Genomic DNA, 15,341 nt, shown 5'->3' with positions numbered 1-15,341 from the left:
CGATGGCCAAGGACGCCGGCGATCTCGATGCCAACTATGCCGGCGCGTTTGATGGGCGCCTGCCGTTCGGGCAGCGCCCGGGGCTGCTGCTCGTCGATCTGGTGGAGGCCTATCTCCAGCCTGGATCACCGCTCTATGCCGGGATCGAGGCAGCACTGGCCAGCGCCGTGCGGATCACCGCCGCCGCGCGCGCTGCCGGGCTGCCGGTGATTTTCACCAATGTGGAATATCAGCCCGGCGGGGCCGATGGCGGGGTCTTCTATCGCAAGGTGCCCGCGCTCAAGGTGTTCGAAAAGGGCTCCCCGCTGGGCGCATTTCCGGCCGTGCTGTCACCCCAGGCGGGCGATGTGGTGATCACCAAGCGCTATGCCTCGGCGTTTTTCGCCACGCATCTTGCCGCCACGCTGACGGCGATGGGCGTGGACACGGTGCTGATCTGCGGCACCTCCACCTCCGGCTGCATCCGCGCCACGGCGCTCGATGCCTGCCAGCATGGCTTTGTGCCATTCGTGGTGGCCGATGCCTGCGGCGACCGGCACCCCGCGCCGCACGAAGCGAACCTGTTCGACCTTCAGGCCAAATATGCCGAGGTGGTGAGCGCAGCCCAAGCGCTCGCGCTTATCGCGCCTCAGCCATAGGGCATTTCTTCCCACCACGGGAAATAGTCCGGCATGTCGGCCGAGACGCGATCGGGGAAGCGGGCCGGGCGCTTTTCGAGGAAGGCGGCGACACCTTCCTGGGCGTCGGCGCTCTGGCTACGGGTGAGAATGCCACGGCTTTCGATGCGATGGGCTTCCATCGGATCGTTCATGCCGAGGCCACGCCATAGCATCTGGCGGGTGAGCGCGACGGAAACCGGCGCGGCGTTGTCGGCGATCTCGCGCGCCAGGGCCTGGGCCGTGGGCAAGAGGTCTGAGGGCGGGACGACCTGTTCCACCAGGCCTCCGGCCAGCGCCTCACCGGCGCCGAACACCGCGCCGGTGTAGCACCAGCGCAGCGCGCGGCTGATGCCGACCAGGCGGGGGAGGAAATAGCTCGATGCTGCTTCGGGTACGATGCCACGCCGCGCAAAGACGAAGCCGAAACGCGCGGTGTCGCTGGCAATGCGCAGGTCCATCGGCAGCAGCATGGTGGCGCCAATGCCGATCGCCGGGCCGTTTATCGCGGCAATGATCGGCTTCTTCAGCTGGAAGATGCGCAAGGCCAGGATGCCGCCGCCATCGCGCGTGGCCGGATCGCTGTAGTCGGGCGCGCTGGTCGCGCTGGCGTCGACCCGGAAGTTGGCGGCACCGCCGGAAATGTCTGCCCCGGCGCAGAACGCCCGGCCGCTGCCGGTAATGATCACCGCGCGGATCGCGTCATCGGCATCGATCGCGTCGAACGCCGCCACCATTTCGCGCATCATCTGCGTGGTGAAGGCGTTGAGCTTGTCCGGCCGGTGCAGCGTGAGCGTGGCGACGCCCTGGTCAACCTCGAGCGTGATCTGTTCGAATGCGGCGGCGGTCATGCCGGTTCCACTGGCTGCGGCAGGCGGGAATAGCGCACCGGCATGGCGCGGATGCCGCTGACGAAAGAGCCTTCGGTATAGATCGGCGGGCCGGCCGGCTCGATCGTGGCGATCTGCGCGAAGAAGGCCGTGAAGAACGCCTCGATCTCCAGCTTGGCGAGATATTGGCCAAGGCAGGTGTGCGGGCCGTGTCCGAAAGCGAGGTGGTTGTTGAGTGCGCGATCGATGCGGAACTGGTCGGCATCGCCAAAGGCCTCGGGATCGCGCGTCGCCGCGCCGAACGAGAGCAAGACATGATCGCCCGCGCGCAAGGTCTGGCCGTGCAGCGTATAGTCCTGCGTCACATTGCGCATGAAATGCTTGACCGGCGCGGTCCAGCGGATCGCCTCGTTGACGAAAGTCTTCATCAGTTCGGGATGGGCCTTGAGCAGCGACATCTGCTCGGGATTGTCGAGCAGCGCCTGCATGCCGCCCACGATCGAGGCAGCGGTGGTATCGTGCCCGGCCGTGGCAACGATCACGTAATAGCCCAGGCGCTCTTCCGCGCTCATCTCGGCGCCGCCGGGCATGCCGGTGGCGATCAGCGTGGCCACGTCATCGCGCGGGTTGGCCTGGCGATCGCGCGTGATCGCGTCGAAGAAGGCGATGTAGTCCTGCTTGACCGCCACGATATGTTCGGCCTCGGTAAGGCCGGGACGGCGCACTGCCGGATCGGACGCGCCGAACAACTCGTGGGTGAGGCGCAGCATGCGCGCTTCGTCTTGTTCGTCGATGCCCAGGATCGCCATGGCGACGCGCAGCGGATACCAGAAGGCGATATCGGTGGCGAGGTCGCATTGCCCTTCATCCTGCGCCATGCGCGCCACAAACGCGGCAGCATGCTGCGCGATGGCGCTTTCCAGCTTGCGGATGTTCTTGGGCAGGAAGAAATCCTGGGTCAGCGCGCGCATCGCCTGGTGGTGGGCGCCGTCCATCGCGGTGAGTGGGAAAACCCCGGACTCGACGCCGAAGATCGCCACGTTGGCCTGCTCCACCGGGATCGGCAGCAGAGTCATGCGCGGGCCGGCGTTGAAGATTTCGGGCTGGCGTTCCAGTTCGCGGATATCGGCGTGGCGCGAGACCACCCAGAACGGGCGGAAGCCCTCAGGATCGGCCCAGGCGACCGGATGTTCGCGGCGCAGCCAGTCATAGAACTGGTGAAGCCGCTGTGGGTCTCCATACAGCGTGGGATCGGCGATCTGGTTGACGACAAACCCGCTCATCTTGGCACTCTCCGGTCTTGTGTCTGGTCAAATTGGCAGGCGCTATGCCAGCAGCGCCGGCAGTGCGGCGTCAGGCTGGCGATAGCGATCGTGTAGCAGGCGCTTGTAGAGCTTGCCGGTGGGATGGCGCGGCAGTTCGGCCATGAATTCCACGCGGCGCGGGATCTTGACCCCGGAAAGCTGTGGCCGCAGCCAGTCGATCAGCGCGCGGGCAAAAGCCGGGGTGGCATCGGCCATGTCCATGGGCTGGATCACCGCGACCACGCATTCGCCCATTTCCGCATCGGGCGCGCCAACCACGGCAGCATCGGCGATGCGCGGGTGGACCACCAGGGCGTTCTCGATTTCCTGCGGATAGATGTTGACCCCGCCAGAGATGATCATGAAGCTCTTGCGATCGGTGAGATAGAGATAGCCGTGCTCGTCAAGCCAGCCCACGTCGCCAAACGTGGCCCAGCCATGGCGATTGTGGGCTGCGGCGGTCTTTTCGGGGTCGTTGTGATAGGAAAAGGCCGGGCCATCGGCAAAGCACACCAGCCCTTCCTGGCGCGGGGGCAGGGGGTTGTCGTCCTCATCGCAGATGTGCAGCGTGCCGATCATCGCGCGTCCCACCGAACCGGGATGGGCCAGCCATTCGGGCGCGGTGATCAGTGTCATGCCGATCGCTTCGGTGCCGGAATAGTATTCCAACAGGATCGGGCCCCACCAGTCGATCATGGCCTGCTTGACCGGCACCGGGCAGGGCGCAGCGGCATGGATCGCGAGGCGCAGCGACGAGCAATCGTGGCGCGCGCGTGCTTCGTCCGGCAGCTTGAGCATGCGCACAAAATGGGTGGGCACCCACTGGCTGTGCGTGACGCGATAGCGCGCGATCAGCGCCAGGGCCGCTTCGGGATCGAACTTTTCCATGATTACCACCGTGCCGCCCAGCGCCAGTACTTCGCGGCACCAGCGCAGCGGCGCGGCATGATAGAGCGGCGCGGGATTGAGATAGACCGTCTCGACCCCGAACCCCAGCCGCGCGCAGATGGTGCCCAGCGGAGAGGGCGTGGTGATCGCGGGATCGCTCGGCAGGGGCGGCTTGATGCCCTTGGGACGGCCGGTGGTGCCCGAGGAATAGAGCATGTCGATCCCGGCGCGCTCGTCTGCAATCGGCGTGATCGGCAGCGAGGCGGTAGCGTCTTCCCAAGTCTGCCAGCCCGGAACAGCCGGCCCAAGCGTATAGCGCAAGGCCGGCGCGGCATCACCCAGCGTTTGCAGCAGCGGTGCCAGCGTGCCTGAGGCGATCAGCATCTGGGCACCGCTGTCCTGCAGGATATAGGCAATCTCGGCAGGGGCGAGGCGGGTGGACAGGCACACGAAATAAAGCCCGGCGCGATGGGCCGCACAGGTGATCTGGAGATAGCGCGCGTCGTTTTCCAGCATGATCGCCACCACCGCGCCCGGTTGCAGCCCGGCGCCACGCAACAGATGCGCGCCCTGGTTGGAACGGGCTTCCAGCTGCGCGAAGGTGATGGTCTGGCCCGAGCCGGCCATGATGATGGCTGCCTTGTCCGGCGTGGCGCGGGCAAACTCGCTGGGGTGCATCGACAACCTCTCGTTTCGGGCGGCGCGGTTTCTTGCAGGAGCGCCGTTGCGGACGCGCGCCGTGGCCGGCGATCGTCTGGCCAGCAGCATAGCCATGACCGGGCCAGGGGCGCAATACTGAACTTAACTGATCGATCAATTGACTTCGTCATGTGGAGTTTTTAAGCCAGCCATCAAGGCAGTCCGGGGCTGTTTCCGGGCGCCATGGTGAGAGGCTTTCCGATCGATGACCAATCCGCTTTGCACCCTGACGCACGAGGACGGCGTGGCCGTGCTCGCCATCGATTCGCCCCCGGTCAATGCGCTGGGCCAGGCGGTGCGCCAGGCGATCCACGAAACCATGGGCAAGGCTCTGGCCGATCCGGCAGTGACCGCCGTGGTGATCCTGTGTGCGGGGCGCACGTTCTTTGCCGGGGCCGATATCACCGAGTTCGGCAAGCCCTTTGCCGCGCCTGGCCTGCATGACATGTTCGATCGGTTTGACGGCGCGAGCAAGCCGATCGTTGCCGCGATCCATGGCACGGCGCTGGGTGGCGGGCTGGAACTGGCGCTGGCCTGCCATTATCGCGTCGCCGTGCCCACCGCCAAGCTCGGGCTGCCCGAAGTGGCGCTGGGCCTGTTGCCTGGCGCCGGCGGCACGCAGCGCGCCCCGCGCCTGATCGGCGTGGCCCAGGCGCTGGACCTGATCGTCGGCGGCAAACCGGTCGGTGCGGCGCAGGCCCTGCGCATCGGCCTGATCGATCGCGTGCTGGAAGGCCAGGACATGCGCGCCGAGGCTGTGGCCTATGCCCGCGAACTGGTGGCAAGCGGCGCCCCACTGCGCCGCACGCGCGACTTGCCGGCCGACCTTACCCCGCAGGAAGCCGTCGCCACGATCGCCGACTATCGCGCCCGACATGCGAAAAGCTTCGTCGGCTTCAAGGCGCCGGGCAACATCGTGCGCGCGATCGAGGCGGCCACCGACCGCCCGTTCGAGGCCGGGCTGACCCGCGAATGGGAACTGTTCGAGGAACTGATGGCTAGCCCGGAATCGGCCGCACAGCGCCACATCTTCTTCGCCGAACGCGCCGCCGCCAAAGTGCCGGTGGCGCGCGATTGCGGCGAAGTGGCGATTGCCTCGGTCGCGGTGGTGGGCGCGGGCACGATGGGCAGCGGCATCACCCTGGCCTTCCTCAACGCCGGCTTTCCGGTGACGATGATCGACGTGAACCCGGCAGCGCTGGAGCGTGGCGCCGCGCATGTGCGCGCCACGCTGGAGGCGCTGGCCAGCAAGGGCCGGATCACGCCAGGCGTGCGCGACGCGCGCCTGGCCGCCTTTGCCTCGGCCGCGGCGCTCGATGCCGTGTCGCATGCCGATCTGGTGGTGGAAGCCGTGTTCGAACGGCTTGACTTGAAGCAGCAGGTGTTCCGCCAGATCGATGCGCTGGCCAAGCCGGGCGCGGTGCTGGCGTCCAACACCTCGTTCCTCGATCTTGACGCGATTGCCGCCGTCACCGCCCGCCCGGCGGACGTGGTCGGGCTGCACTTCTTTGCCCCGGCCAACATCATGCGCCTGCTCGAGGTGGTGCGCGGGGCCAGGACCAGCGACCGCGTGATCCAGACCGCCATGACCCTGGGCCGCAAGCTGGGCAAGGTGGCGGTGCTGTCGGGCGTGTGTGATGGCTTCATTGCCAACCGGGCGATGGCGCGGCGCAGCGAAGCGGCCGATCGCCTGCTGGAGCAGGGCGTGATGCCGTGGGACGTGGACGCGGCCATGGTCGGCTATGGCTTTCCGATGGGGCCGTTCCAGATGATGGACCTTGTTGGCCTGGATGTGATTGGCTGGGATAAGGAAAACACCGCCGGGCGCACGGTGCAGGAAGTGCTGTGCGAAGCCGGGCGCCTGGGCCAGAAATCGGGCAGCGGCTATTACGACTATGACGCGCAGCGGCGCGGCACGCCCTCGGCTTTCGCCGAAGCCACGATCCGCGATTTTGCCGCACGCTCGGGCCAGCCTGCCCCCACGCTGTCGGCGCAGGATATCATCGAGCACCTGCTCTTCCCGGTGGTCAACGAAGGGGCCAAGCTGCTGGAAGAAGGCATCGCGCTGCGTGCGTCAGACATCGATATGGCGCTTGTGGCGGGCTATGCCTGGCCGGTCTATACCGGTGGGCCGATGCTCTGGGGCGACCACTGCGGCCTGGTGCGGATCGTGGCCGCGCTGGACGAGCAGATTGCCCAAGGTGCGCCGATCACGGTGTCCAACCTGCTGCGCACCAAGGCAGCGGCAGGCGAAACTTTCCTCTGAACGCAAGAAGGCGTCGCCCGATCCAACGATCGGGCGGCGCCTTTTTCCCGGATTGCCGAACAGCCGTCAGAGACTGCGGGCAATCACTTCCTTCATGATTTCCGACGTGCCGCCATAGATCCGCATCACGCGCGCATCGCGCCAGATCCGGGCGATCGGATACTCGTTCATGTAGCCCGCGCCGCCATGCAATTGCAGCGCCGCGTCCGCCACGCGTCCGAGCAACTCGGTGTGATAGAGCTTGGCCGCAGAAGCCTCGGCAGTGGTCAGCTTCCCCGCCACGTGGCGTTCCAGCGCCCAGTCGATATGGCTCCAGCCCACTTGCAGTTCTGCCTGGAGCGCGGCCAACTGAAACCGGGTGTTCTGGAAATCGAACACCGTCTTGCCGAAAGCCTTGCGATCCTTGGTGAACGCCACGGCCTCGTCAAACGCGCGCTGCGCCAGGGCCTGCGCGCTGATGGCGATCGACAGGCGTTCCTGCGGCAATTGTGCCATGAGATAGGCAAAGCCGGCGCCTTCCTCGCCCAGCCGGTTGTCGACCGGCACACGCACATCGCTGAAGAACAGTTCCGAGGTATCGGCCGAGTGCTGGCCGATCTTGTCGAGATTGCGACCACGGGCAAAACCGGGCCGATCGGCTTCCACCAGGATCAGGGAAATGCCTTTGCCCCCGGCCGCCGGATCGGTCTTGGCCACCACGATCACCAGATCGGCGAGCTGACCGTTGGTGATGTAGGTCTTGTTGCCGTTGATCACATAGGCGTCGCCATCCCGCACCGCCGTGGTGCGGATGCCCTGAAGATCGCTGCCCGTGCCCGGCTCGGTCATGGCGATGGCGACGATCGCTTCTCCGGTGATCATGCGCGGCAGCCAGCGTGCCTTGAGCTCCTCGGACGCATAGTGGACGATGTAGTCCAGCACGATGTCTGATTGCAGGACCAGGCCCGCCGAACTGCCCGTATAGGCCAGTTCCTCGCCGATGACGGCGTTGTAGCGGTAATCGAGACCCAGCCCGCCATGGACCTCGGGCGCGGTGGGGCAGAGCAGGCTCGCTTCCCCGGCGGCGTGCCAGAAGGCGCGGTCGACAATGCCCTGCTCCTCCCAACGGTCAAGGTTGGGGAGCAAGTGGGCGACGAAGAACTTGCGCACGGCATCACGGAACAGCGCGAGTTCGTCGCTGGCGGCGGGCCGGGTCTCGATAGGGATCATGAAGGCTCCTGGTGCCGGGATCAGAACGTGAAACGAACCGACCCGCCATAGGTACGGGGCTGGGCCGGGACGAGATAGTTGAACGGGAAGCCGGCGCCGCGCAGATCGAGGCCGTAAGCCAGGGTTTTTTCCTGCAACAGGTTCTGCACCCAGGCCCGCAGCGTGACATTGCCGCGCGTCCAGGTGATCGCGCCGTTGACCTTGACGTAGGCACCCTGCTGCAATTCGGAATTGACCTGGGCACCGCCAGCGGCGTTGACGGCGTTGAACGGCGAGAAGAACTGGCGGCTGACGTAGTTGAGGTTGGGAGAGAAGGTCAGCGGCCCGCCGGCAATGTCGAGCGGTGCCCAGTCAAACCCGCCCTGCGCCGTCCAGCGCGGCGCGAAAGGCAGGTCGTTGCCGGCAAGGTTCGTGCCGGAAAGCGTGAGTTCCTTGTAGGTGGCGTGGAGATAGCCGACCGACGCATTGACCGAGAAGCGCGAAGAGGCGCGATAGGTCGCCTCGCCTTCGAAGCCATAGCTTTCCGACTTGGGCGCGTTGAGCAGGAACGAGACCGGACCGGGCCGCGTATCCTGCAACTGCTGGTTCTGGTAATCGTAATAGAAGGCGGCGAGGGCGAGGGACAGCCGGCGATCGAGGAAACGCCCCTTGGCGCCGATTTCATAGGCGTTGACGTATTCCGGCTTGATATAGGTAATCCCGGCCGAATTGGTGTAGCCACCGCCGTTGAACGCGCCGGAACGATAGCCGCGGTTATAGCTGGCATAGAGCAGCGTACCGCTGTCGAACGTATAGGTCAGCGCGGCGCGGCCGGTGAGCGCATTGTTGCGCCCCTTGATGGCATAGCGCGCGTTGGCGTCATAAGGGCAGGTGCCGACACCCGTGGTGCAGGGCACCGTGGTGAACAGCGGCGTGCGCGTGCCGCCGAAAGCGCCCATGAAGAGATAGGCATAGCCATCGTCATAGGCCGAGCGATCGGCGCTGTAGCGCAGGCCGACCGTGGCCACGAGCTTGGGCGTCAGGTTCACGTCGGTCTGCCCGAACACCGCATAAGTACGCCGCACCTGGCGGAAATGCTGGAAGAACCCACCGTCCACGCCGGGCGCGATGGCGCTGCCGATATCGAAGCCGTTGTCAGAGACGGTCTTGTCCCAGCCATAGAACACGCCGGCCACGGCCTTGACCGCCTTGCCTTCGTAATTGAAGCGGGCTTCCTCGCTGAACTGGTCGAACTTGGCCTTCTGTTGAAGATCGAGGATATCGAGTGGCGAACCGTCGGCATCGAATGCGGCGTCGAGCAGGCCATTGCCGATGGCGGTGATCGACGTGAACGAGAGGCGCGGCGACAGTTCGTAGGAAATCTTGGCCGAGGTCCCGTATTGCCGCGTGCGGTTTTGACCGATGCGATTTTCGTTGATTTCAAAGAAACCGGGCGCGGCGGTGGCGGCAAGACCCTTGATCGGCTGCTGCGTGCCGTTGGCGCGGCTGGCATAGGCCTTGATCACGATATCCAGCGGGCCTGCGCCAGGGCGGATATGCAGCGTGCCGCGCACCTGGAGGCTATCGACCGAGCCGGCGTCGAGCTGGCCGGGATAGATATTGCGGAACTTGCCGTCGCCTTTTTCATAAGTGGCGGCCACGCGGAAGCCGAGTTCGTCTTCCACCATCGTGGTTTCGAGCGCGCCTTGCGCCTTGAACGTGTTGAAATTGCCATATCCGGCTTCGGCATAGCCGCGATTGCCCGACAGCGTCGGGGTGTTGGTGATGAAGTTGATCGCACCACCTGTGGTATTGCGGCCAAACAGGGTGCCCTGTGGCCCGCGCAGCACTTCCACGCGCTGAAGATCATAGAGCCCGCCGCCCTGGCCCACGCGGTTCACCATGTTGACGTCGTCGATGTAGACGCCAATCGGCGAGACCTGGTTCGGGTTATATTCGTTGGCCACGCTGACCCCGCGCAGCGCAAAGTTGGGCTGGGTATCGCCCATGGCGCTGTTGATCTGCAGGTTGGGCACGATCTGGCCAAGCTGATTGGCATTGGTCACGCCCTTGTTGCCCAACTGGTCGCCGCTGAGCGCGGTGATCGCGATCGGCACGGTCTGGATCGACTGCGAGCGCCGCTGCGCGGTGACGATAATGTCGTCGGGCGCGGCTGCGGGCGTGGCTTCGGCCGACGCCTCAGGCATAGCTTGCGCGTGAACCAAAGCGGGGGACCATGCACATCCTAGCAGGAATGCGAGTCGCGCGGTAACCACCTGAAGCCTCATGGGGTATCCTCTCTCGGTATGGCGGGCGTCTGATCGGCAGGAAGTCCGGCGCGCCCATTCGTCAAAGTTAATCGATCGATTGGCTAACTTCTATCGGCGGTCGCGCGGCGGTGTCAATACGCCTGCTTCGGAGAATTCTCCGCCGCGCCCGTCTGCATCCCCCCTTGCGATGTTAATTGATCGGTTTATGACTGCTGGGATGACGACGGCATCCGAAATCGCCCGCGAAGGAACCCTGCGTGCCGCCCGGCGCGAGACGGCACGCACCGCGCTGCTCAATGCCACGGCAGAAATCCTGTCCGAAGCCACCCAGATCGAAGCATCGCTGAGCGAAATCTCGCGGCGATCCGGCGTCAACTCCGCGATGATCAAGTATTATTTCGGTGACAAGCAGGGACTGCTGATGGCCTTGCTGGAGCGCGAGGCCGAACGGGAAATGAGCGGCCTCGACGCGCTGGTGGCGATGGATGTCTCGGCCGAGCGCAAGATGACGATCCACGTCGAGGGGATCGTTAACGCCTATTACCGTTCGCCCTATCTCAACCGGCTGGTGCATTACATGGTCGAAGCCGGCGGACCGGAAGCCAGCGCGCGCGTGTCGGACATGTTCATCACGCCGATGATGGCCGCCTATCGCCAGATCGTGGCCCAGGGCGTGCGCGAAGGCACAATGGTCGATGTCGATCCGGCCTTGCTCTATTACGCGCTGGTCGGCGCGGCCGATCATATCTTCTTCGCCGCCTATTCGGTGCCCACCACGCTGGGTGTGGCCAAGGTCGACGTGGGAATCAAGCAGGCCTACGCCACGCTGCTGCGCGACCTGTTCCTGCGCGGATTGCGCCCGGGCAAGGACTGAACCGCTGAGAAATTGATCTTTTTTCCTCGACTGCGCGCGTCGGGAGCGAATGCGCGCGTCAAGGCGGTTTACAAGCGACGCGGTTTGCGTAAAAGGCGCTCTACAAAACCAATCAATCGATTAATAAAGATCGATGCAGCCAGAGGAGGCCGACTCGCCATGGGCAATGCGTATATCTTTGACGCGGTGCGGACGCCGCGCGGCATCGGCAAGTCGGGCAAGGGCGCACTCGCCCATCTTCACCCACAGCACCTCGCGGCAACAGTGCTTGAGGCTCTCGTCGCCCGCAACGGTCTCGCGGGCGCCGTGATCGACGATGTGATCTGGTCCACCTCCTCGCAGCGCGGCAAGCAGGGCGGCGACCTTGCCCGCATGGCCCTGCTCGACGCCGGGATGGACGTGCAGACCTCGGGCATGACGCTCGATCGGTTCTGCGGTGGGGGGATCACCGCCATAGCGCTCGCCGCCGGGCAGGTGATGGCCGGTCTGGAAGACGCGGTGATCGCCGGCGGCACCGAAATGATGAGCTTCACCGCCGATCGCGAAAGGGCCGAAGTGGCGGCCGGGCTTGGCCCGACGATGATGGGGGCGGGTAATGACCGGCTCGACCAGCGGCATCCGCAATCACACCAGGGCGTGTGTGCCGATGCGGTCGCCAGCATGGAGGGGATCACGCGCGAGGCGCTCGATGCCTTTGCCGCTGAAAGCCAGCGTCGCGCGGCGATTGCCATCGCCGAAAAGCGCTTTGCCCGCTCGGTCGTGCCTGTGCTCGACGACGCCGGGGCGGTGGTGCTCGACCACGAGGAGTTTCCCCGCCCGCAGACCACGGCCGAAAGCCTGGCACAGCTCAAGCCTGCCTTCGCCGACTTGATGGACATGCCCTACAATGCGGCCGGCGATACCTTTCGCCGGCAGATCGCGCGGCGCTATCCCGATCTTGAGATCGTGCCGGTGCATCACGCCGGTAGCAGTTCGGGCGTGGTCGATGGCGCCGCAGCCGTACTGGTCGGCTCCCGCGCATTTGGCGAGCGCCATGGCCTGGTGCCCCGCGCCCGGGTGGCGGCGGCGGTGAACGCGGGCGATGATCCCACGCTGATGCTCAACGCGCCGGTGCCCGCCGCCCGCAAGGCCCTGGCCCGTGCCGGGCTCACCATTGCAGACATCGATCTGTGGGAAATCAACGAGGCGTTTGCCGTGGTGCCGGAAAAGGTCATCCGCGACCTGGGGCTCGATCGCGACAAGGTCAACGTCAACGGCGGGGCGATCGCGCTGGGCCACCCAATCGGCGCGACCGGCGCTATCCTGGTGGGCACGTTGCTGGACGAGCTGGAGCGCACCGGCCAGCGCCTGGGCCTCGCCACGATGTGCGCGGCCGGCGGCATGGCCCCGGCGATCATCATCGAGCGCATTACCGCTTACGCCTAATCGAGAGGAAGCCGATCAGATGAAAATTGGACCATCCACTGTTGCCGTGGTCACCGGCGGCGCATCGGGCCTGGGCGCCGCGACTGCGCGCGCCTTGGCAGCACGCGGCGCCAAGGTGACGCTGTTCGATCTCAATGCAACCCTGGGCAGCAGCCTGGCGGCGGAAATCGACGGCCATTTCGCGCAGGTTGACGTGACCAACGAAGCATCGGTCGATGCCGGGTTTGCCGCCGCACGCGCCGCCCATGGCCAGGAAAACGTGCTGGTGTGCTGCGCCGGCATCGGCTTTCCCGCCAAGACCGCCGCACGATCGCGCAAGGATTGCACGATCGGGCATTTCCCGCTCGATGCGTTCAATTCGGTTATTCAGGTAAACCTGGTCGGCACGTTCCGCTGCGTTGCCAAGGCGGCAGCCGGCATGCTTACGCTGGAACCTGGCGAGGATGGCGAGCGCGGCGCAATCGTGATGACCGCCTCGGTCGCGGCCGAGGATGGCCAGGTGGGCCAGGCCGCCTATTCGGCTTCCAAGGGTGGCATCGTCGGCATGACCCTACCCATTGCACGCGATCTTATGGGCGATGGCGTGCGGATCAACACTATCCTGCCGGGCATTTTCGATACCCCGCTGATGAATGCCGCGCCCGACGCGGTGAAGGAAACGCTGGCGGCATCGGTGCCGTTTCCCAAGCGCTTTGGCATGCCGGCCGAATACGCCGCGGCGGCGATCGGGCTGATCGAAAACAGCTATTTCAATGGTGAGGATGTGCGCCTCGATGGCGGCATCCGCATGGCGCCGCGCTGAGTGGCGGCGTGCCTTTTCCCGAGCAACAAGGACAGATGACTTATGCCTGAAGCCTATATCGTGGCCGCCGCGCGCACTGCCGGCGGCCGGCGCAAGGGCGCGCTGTCTGGCGTGCATCCGGCTGATCTTGGCGCCGTGGTGCTCAATGCCCTGATCGCGCGCGCGGGGATGGACCCGGCCGGCGTGGATGACGTGATCCTGGGCTGCGTTACCCAGGCGGGCGAGCAGGGTTCGGCCCTGGGCCGCAACGTGGTGCTGGCATCCAACCTGCCGCAATCGGTGCCGGGCGTGACGATCGATCGCCAGTGCGGATCGTCGCAACAGGCACTGCACTTTGCCGCGCAGGCGGTGATGAGCGGAACCCAGGACGTGGTCATCGCCGCCGGCGTGGAAAGCATGACGCGCGTGCCGATGGGGTCGAACGTGGCGCTGCACACAGCGGCGGGGCTGGGCCAGGGCCCCTGGCCGGAATCGGTGCAGACCCGCTTTGGCGTGCCGGCCTTCAACCAGTTCCATGGCGCCCAGGCGATTGCCGACAAGTATGGCTTCAGCCGCGAGGCGATGGACGCCTATGCCCTGGCCAGCCACGAGAAGGCCGCTGCAGCGATCGCGGCAGGGCATTTCGACGCTGAAATCGTGCCGGTGATGACGGCAGAGGGTCCGTTTGCACGCGATGAAGGCGTCCGCGCCGATGCCTCGCTGGATGCGCTGGCCGGCCTCAAGCCCTTGACCGAAGGCGGCTCGCTCACGGCGGGCAATGCCAGCCAGATGACCGATGGCGCATCGGGCGTGCTGGTGGCAAGCGAGGCGGCGCTCAAGCGCTACAACCTTTCGCCTATCGCGCGGATCGTCAACCTGACGGTGACCGCCGGCGATCCGGTGATCATGCTGGAAGAACCGATCCCGGCCACGCGCCGCGCCCTGCAACGCGCCGGCATGGCGCTGGGCGATATCGACCTGTTCGAGGTGAACGAGGCGTTTGCCTCCATCCCGATGGCCTGGCTGGCCGCGCTCGGGGCCGATCCGGCGCGCCTCAACGTGCGCGGCGGCGCGATTGCCCTGGGCCATCCGCTGGGGGCGTCGGGCACCAAGCTGATGACCACGCTGCTGCACGCCCTGTCGGCCACGGGTGGCCGCTATGGCCTTCAGACCATGTGCGAAGGGGGCGGGGTGGCAAACGTCACCATCGTGGAGCGCCTGGTCTAAGCTATAAGGCGCGGATCGTCGCGCGCAGCCAGGCGAGGCCCTGGTCTGCGCGCTGGCGGGCGTGCCAGATCAGCGCGATGGGAATGCGCACTTCCTCATCCACCCCATCGAGCACGACGACATCGCCGCGCGCCACCGCCGGCGCGGCGATGCGCGCGGAAACGCGGGCGACCAGATCGGTGCGTGCCACCAGGGCCACGGCGGTCTGCGATTCATAGACGGTGATGCGGCTGGGTACGGTGGGGGTGGTGCGCCAATCGCCCAGATCCGCCTGCGCCGTGGCGCCGATCCCGGCGGGAAAGCCCGGCAGCGGCGCCGGGCCGCCGGGCGTAATGGTGATCCGCGCCGCCGGATCGATTGCGGCCAGCGGCAGGCGCTGGGCCACCACGGGATTATCCGGCGCGGCGATCCACACCATCTGTTCTTCGTAAAACGGTTCGACCACGATCCGTTCGGGCAGGCTCATCGCCGCGCCCAGGGCCAGATCGGCCGTGCCATGGTCCAGCAGGGTGACCACCGCCTCTCCGGAAGGGACGACCCGCAGGCTGACGCCGGGCGCTACCTGCCGCACATGCGCCACCAGGGCCGGCACCATCAGGTGGCAGAAATAGGGGCTGGCCGCCAAGGTGAACGTGCGGTCGGCGCGCGCCGGTTCGAACGCAGTGGGGGCCAGGGCGGCCTGGAACTGCGCCAGGCCGCGCCGCACGCCGCCGGCGATTTCCTCTGCGCGCGCAGTGGGTTGCAAGCCGCTTTGCTGACGCAGGAACAGCGGATCGTCCATCACGCGGCGCAGGCGCGCCAGGGCATGGCTGACCGCGGGCTGGGTCAGCCCGAGTTGGCGCGCCGCGCGGGTGACGCTGCGGGTTTCCATCAGCGCATCGAACACGCGCAGCAGGTTGAGATCCAGAGCCATCATGCACACTGTTTATATCT

General features: G+C 66.0%; 12 protein-coding genes. 6 read left to right on the top strand and 6 right to left on the bottom strand.

The window, feature by feature from the left end; translation table 11 throughout:
• The first annotated feature begins 2 nt into the window (after window positions 1-2).
• On the top strand, window positions 3-638 hold the full coding sequence (locus tag IP65_RS07785; protein WP_022678580.1) for an N-carbamoylsarcosine amidohydrolase: 636 nt from the start codon (window positions 3-5) through the stop codon (window positions 636-638).
• On the opposite strand, the gene IP65_RS07780 is transcribed toward IP65_RS07785, so the two are convergent.
• Genes IP65_RS07780 through IP65_RS07770 form a run of 3 tightly spaced genes read right to left on the bottom strand, consistent with a single transcriptional unit; the run spans window position 629 to window position 4,356 of the window.
• Window positions 629-1,507, bottom strand: coding sequence for a crotonase/enoyl-CoA hydratase family protein (locus IP65_RS07780; RefSeq protein WP_022678579.1), 879 nt, complete (start codon window positions 1,505-1,507; stop codon window positions 629-631). The two genes, IP65_RS07785 and IP65_RS07780, sit on opposite strands and share 10 nt — an antisense overlap.
• Window positions 1,504-2,769, bottom strand: a complete 1,266-nt coding sequence (locus IP65_RS07775) for a cytochrome P450 (RefSeq protein WP_054131320.1) — start codon at window positions 2,767-2,769, stop codon at window positions 1,504-1,506. The genes IP65_RS07780 and IP65_RS07775 overlap by 4 nt, the downstream gene beginning before the upstream one ends.
• A 42-nt stretch (window positions 2,770-2,811) precedes the next feature.
• Complete coding sequence (locus tag IP65_RS07770) at window positions 2,812-4,356, bottom strand: acyl-CoA synthetase (protein WP_022678578.1); 1,545 nt, start codon at window positions 4,354-4,356, stop codon at window positions 2,812-2,814.
• A gap of 226 nt (window positions 4,357-4,582) precedes the next feature.
• Between IP65_RS07770 and IP65_RS07765 the strand changes: the two genes are divergently transcribed.
• Complete coding sequence (locus tag IP65_RS07765; protein WP_054131319.1) at window positions 4,583-6,643, top strand: 3-hydroxyacyl-CoA dehydrogenase NAD-binding domain-containing protein; 2,061 nt, start codon at window positions 4,583-4,585, stop codon at window positions 6,641-6,643.
• A gap of 66 nt (window positions 6,644-6,709) precedes the next feature.
• On the opposite strand, the gene IP65_RS07760 is transcribed toward IP65_RS07765, so the two are convergent.
• Complete coding sequence (locus IP65_RS07760; RefSeq protein ID WP_054131318.1) at window positions 6,710-7,852, bottom strand: acyl-CoA dehydrogenase family protein; 1,143 nt, start codon at window positions 7,850-7,852, stop codon at window positions 6,710-6,712.
• Between the two features lie 20 nt (window positions 7,853-7,872).
• Window positions 7,873-10,038 carry a TonB-dependent receptor gene (locus IP65_RS07755; protein ID WP_054131317.1) on the bottom strand — a complete coding sequence of 722 codons (2,166 nt, stop codon included), beginning with the start codon at window positions 10,036-10,038 and terminating at the stop codon, window positions 7,873-7,875.
• A 280-nt stretch (window positions 10,039-10,318) separates the two neighbouring features.
• On the opposite strand from IP65_RS07755, the gene IP65_RS07750 reads away from it, so the two are divergent.
• From IP65_RS07750 to IP65_RS07735, 4 genes are all read left to right on the top strand, one after another.
• Complete coding sequence (locus IP65_RS07750; RefSeq protein ID WP_022678574.1) at window positions 10,319-10,975, top strand: TetR family transcriptional regulator; 657 nt, start codon at window positions 10,319-10,321, stop codon at window positions 10,973-10,975.
• 159 nt (window positions 10,976-11,134) lie between these two features.
• Window positions 11,135-12,400, top strand: a complete 1,266-nt coding sequence (locus IP65_RS07745; RefSeq protein ID WP_054131316.1) for an acetyl-CoA C-acetyltransferase — start codon at window positions 11,135-11,137, stop codon at window positions 12,398-12,400.
• A 19-nt stretch (window positions 12,401-12,419) separates the two neighbouring features.
• Window positions 12,420-13,202, top strand: a complete 783-nt coding sequence (locus IP65_RS07740) for an SDR family NAD(P)-dependent oxidoreductase (RefSeq protein WP_054131315.1) — start codon at window positions 12,420-12,422, stop codon at window positions 13,200-13,202.
• 42 nt (window positions 13,203-13,244) lie between these two features.
• On the top strand, window positions 13,245-14,408 hold the full coding sequence (locus IP65_RS07735; RefSeq protein WP_054131314.1) for an acetyl-CoA C-acetyltransferase: 1,164 nt from the start codon (window positions 13,245-13,247) through the stop codon (window positions 14,406-14,408).
• A 1-nt stretch (window position 14,409) separates the two neighbouring features.
• Here the strand turns inward: IP65_RS07735 and IP65_RS07730 are convergent, their stop codons facing one another.
• Complete coding sequence (locus IP65_RS07730) at window positions 14,410-15,324, bottom strand: LysR family transcriptional regulator (RefSeq protein ID WP_054131313.1); 915 nt, start codon at window positions 15,322-15,324, stop codon at window positions 14,410-14,412.
• Window positions 15,325-15,341: the final 17 nt, after the last annotated feature.

Source organism: Novosphingobium sp. AAP1, assembly GCF_001295765.1.
Lineage (GTDB): Bacteria > Pseudomonadota > Alphaproteobacteria > Sphingomonadales > Sphingomonadaceae > Novosphingobium > Novosphingobium capsulatum.
Note: the sequence above shows the minus strand (reverse complement) of the source record. Positions and strands in the feature narration are given on the sequence as shown.

What these genes read in the sequence shown, in the direction of transcription:
- IP65_RS07775 (WP_054131320.1), bottom strand. Translation starts at nt 2,769, where the DNA reads ATGAGCGGGTTTGTCGTCAACCAGATCGCCGATCCCACGCTGTATGGA.
- IP65_RS07750 (WP_022678574.1), top strand. Translation starts at nt 10,319, where the DNA reads ATGACGACGGCATCCGAAATCGCCCGCGAAGGAACCCTGCGTGCCGCC.
- IP65_RS07755 (WP_054131317.1), bottom strand. Translation starts at nt 10,038, where the DNA reads ATGCCTGAGGCGTCGGCCGAAGCCACGCCCGCAGCCGCGCCCGACGAC.
- IP65_RS07735 (WP_054131314.1), top strand. Translation starts at nt 13,245, where the DNA reads ATGCCTGAAGCCTATATCGTGGCCGCCGCGCGCACTGCCGGCGGCCGG.
- IP65_RS07785 (WP_022678580.1), top strand. Translation starts at nt 3, where the DNA reads ATGGCCAAGGACGCCGGCGATCTCGATGCCAACTATGCCGGCGCGTTT.
- IP65_RS07730 (WP_054131313.1), bottom strand. Translation starts at nt 15,324, where the DNA reads ATGATGGCTCTGGATCTCAACCTGCTGCGCGTGTTCGATGCGCTGATG.
- IP65_RS07765 (WP_054131319.1), top strand. Translation starts at nt 4,583, where the DNA reads ATGACCAATCCGCTTTGCACCCTGACGCACGAGGACGGCGTGGCCGTG.
- IP65_RS07745 (WP_054131316.1), top strand. Translation starts at nt 11,135, where the DNA reads ATGGGCAATGCGTATATCTTTGACGCGGTGCGGACGCCGCGCGGCATC.
- IP65_RS07760 (WP_054131318.1), bottom strand. Translation starts at nt 7,852, where the DNA reads ATGATCCCTATCGAGACCCGGCCCGCCGCCAGCGACGAACTCGCGCTG.
- IP65_RS07740 (WP_054131315.1), top strand. Translation starts at nt 12,420, where the DNA reads ATGAAAATTGGACCATCCACTGTTGCCGTGGTCACCGGCGGCGCATCG.
- IP65_RS07780 (WP_022678579.1), bottom strand. Translation starts at nt 1,507, where the DNA reads ATGACCGCCGCCGCATTCGAACAGATCACGCTCGAGGTTGACCAGGGC.
- IP65_RS07770 (WP_022678578.1), bottom strand. Translation starts at nt 4,356, where the DNA reads ATGCACCCCAGCGAGTTTGCCCGCGCCACGCCGGACAAGGCAGCCATC.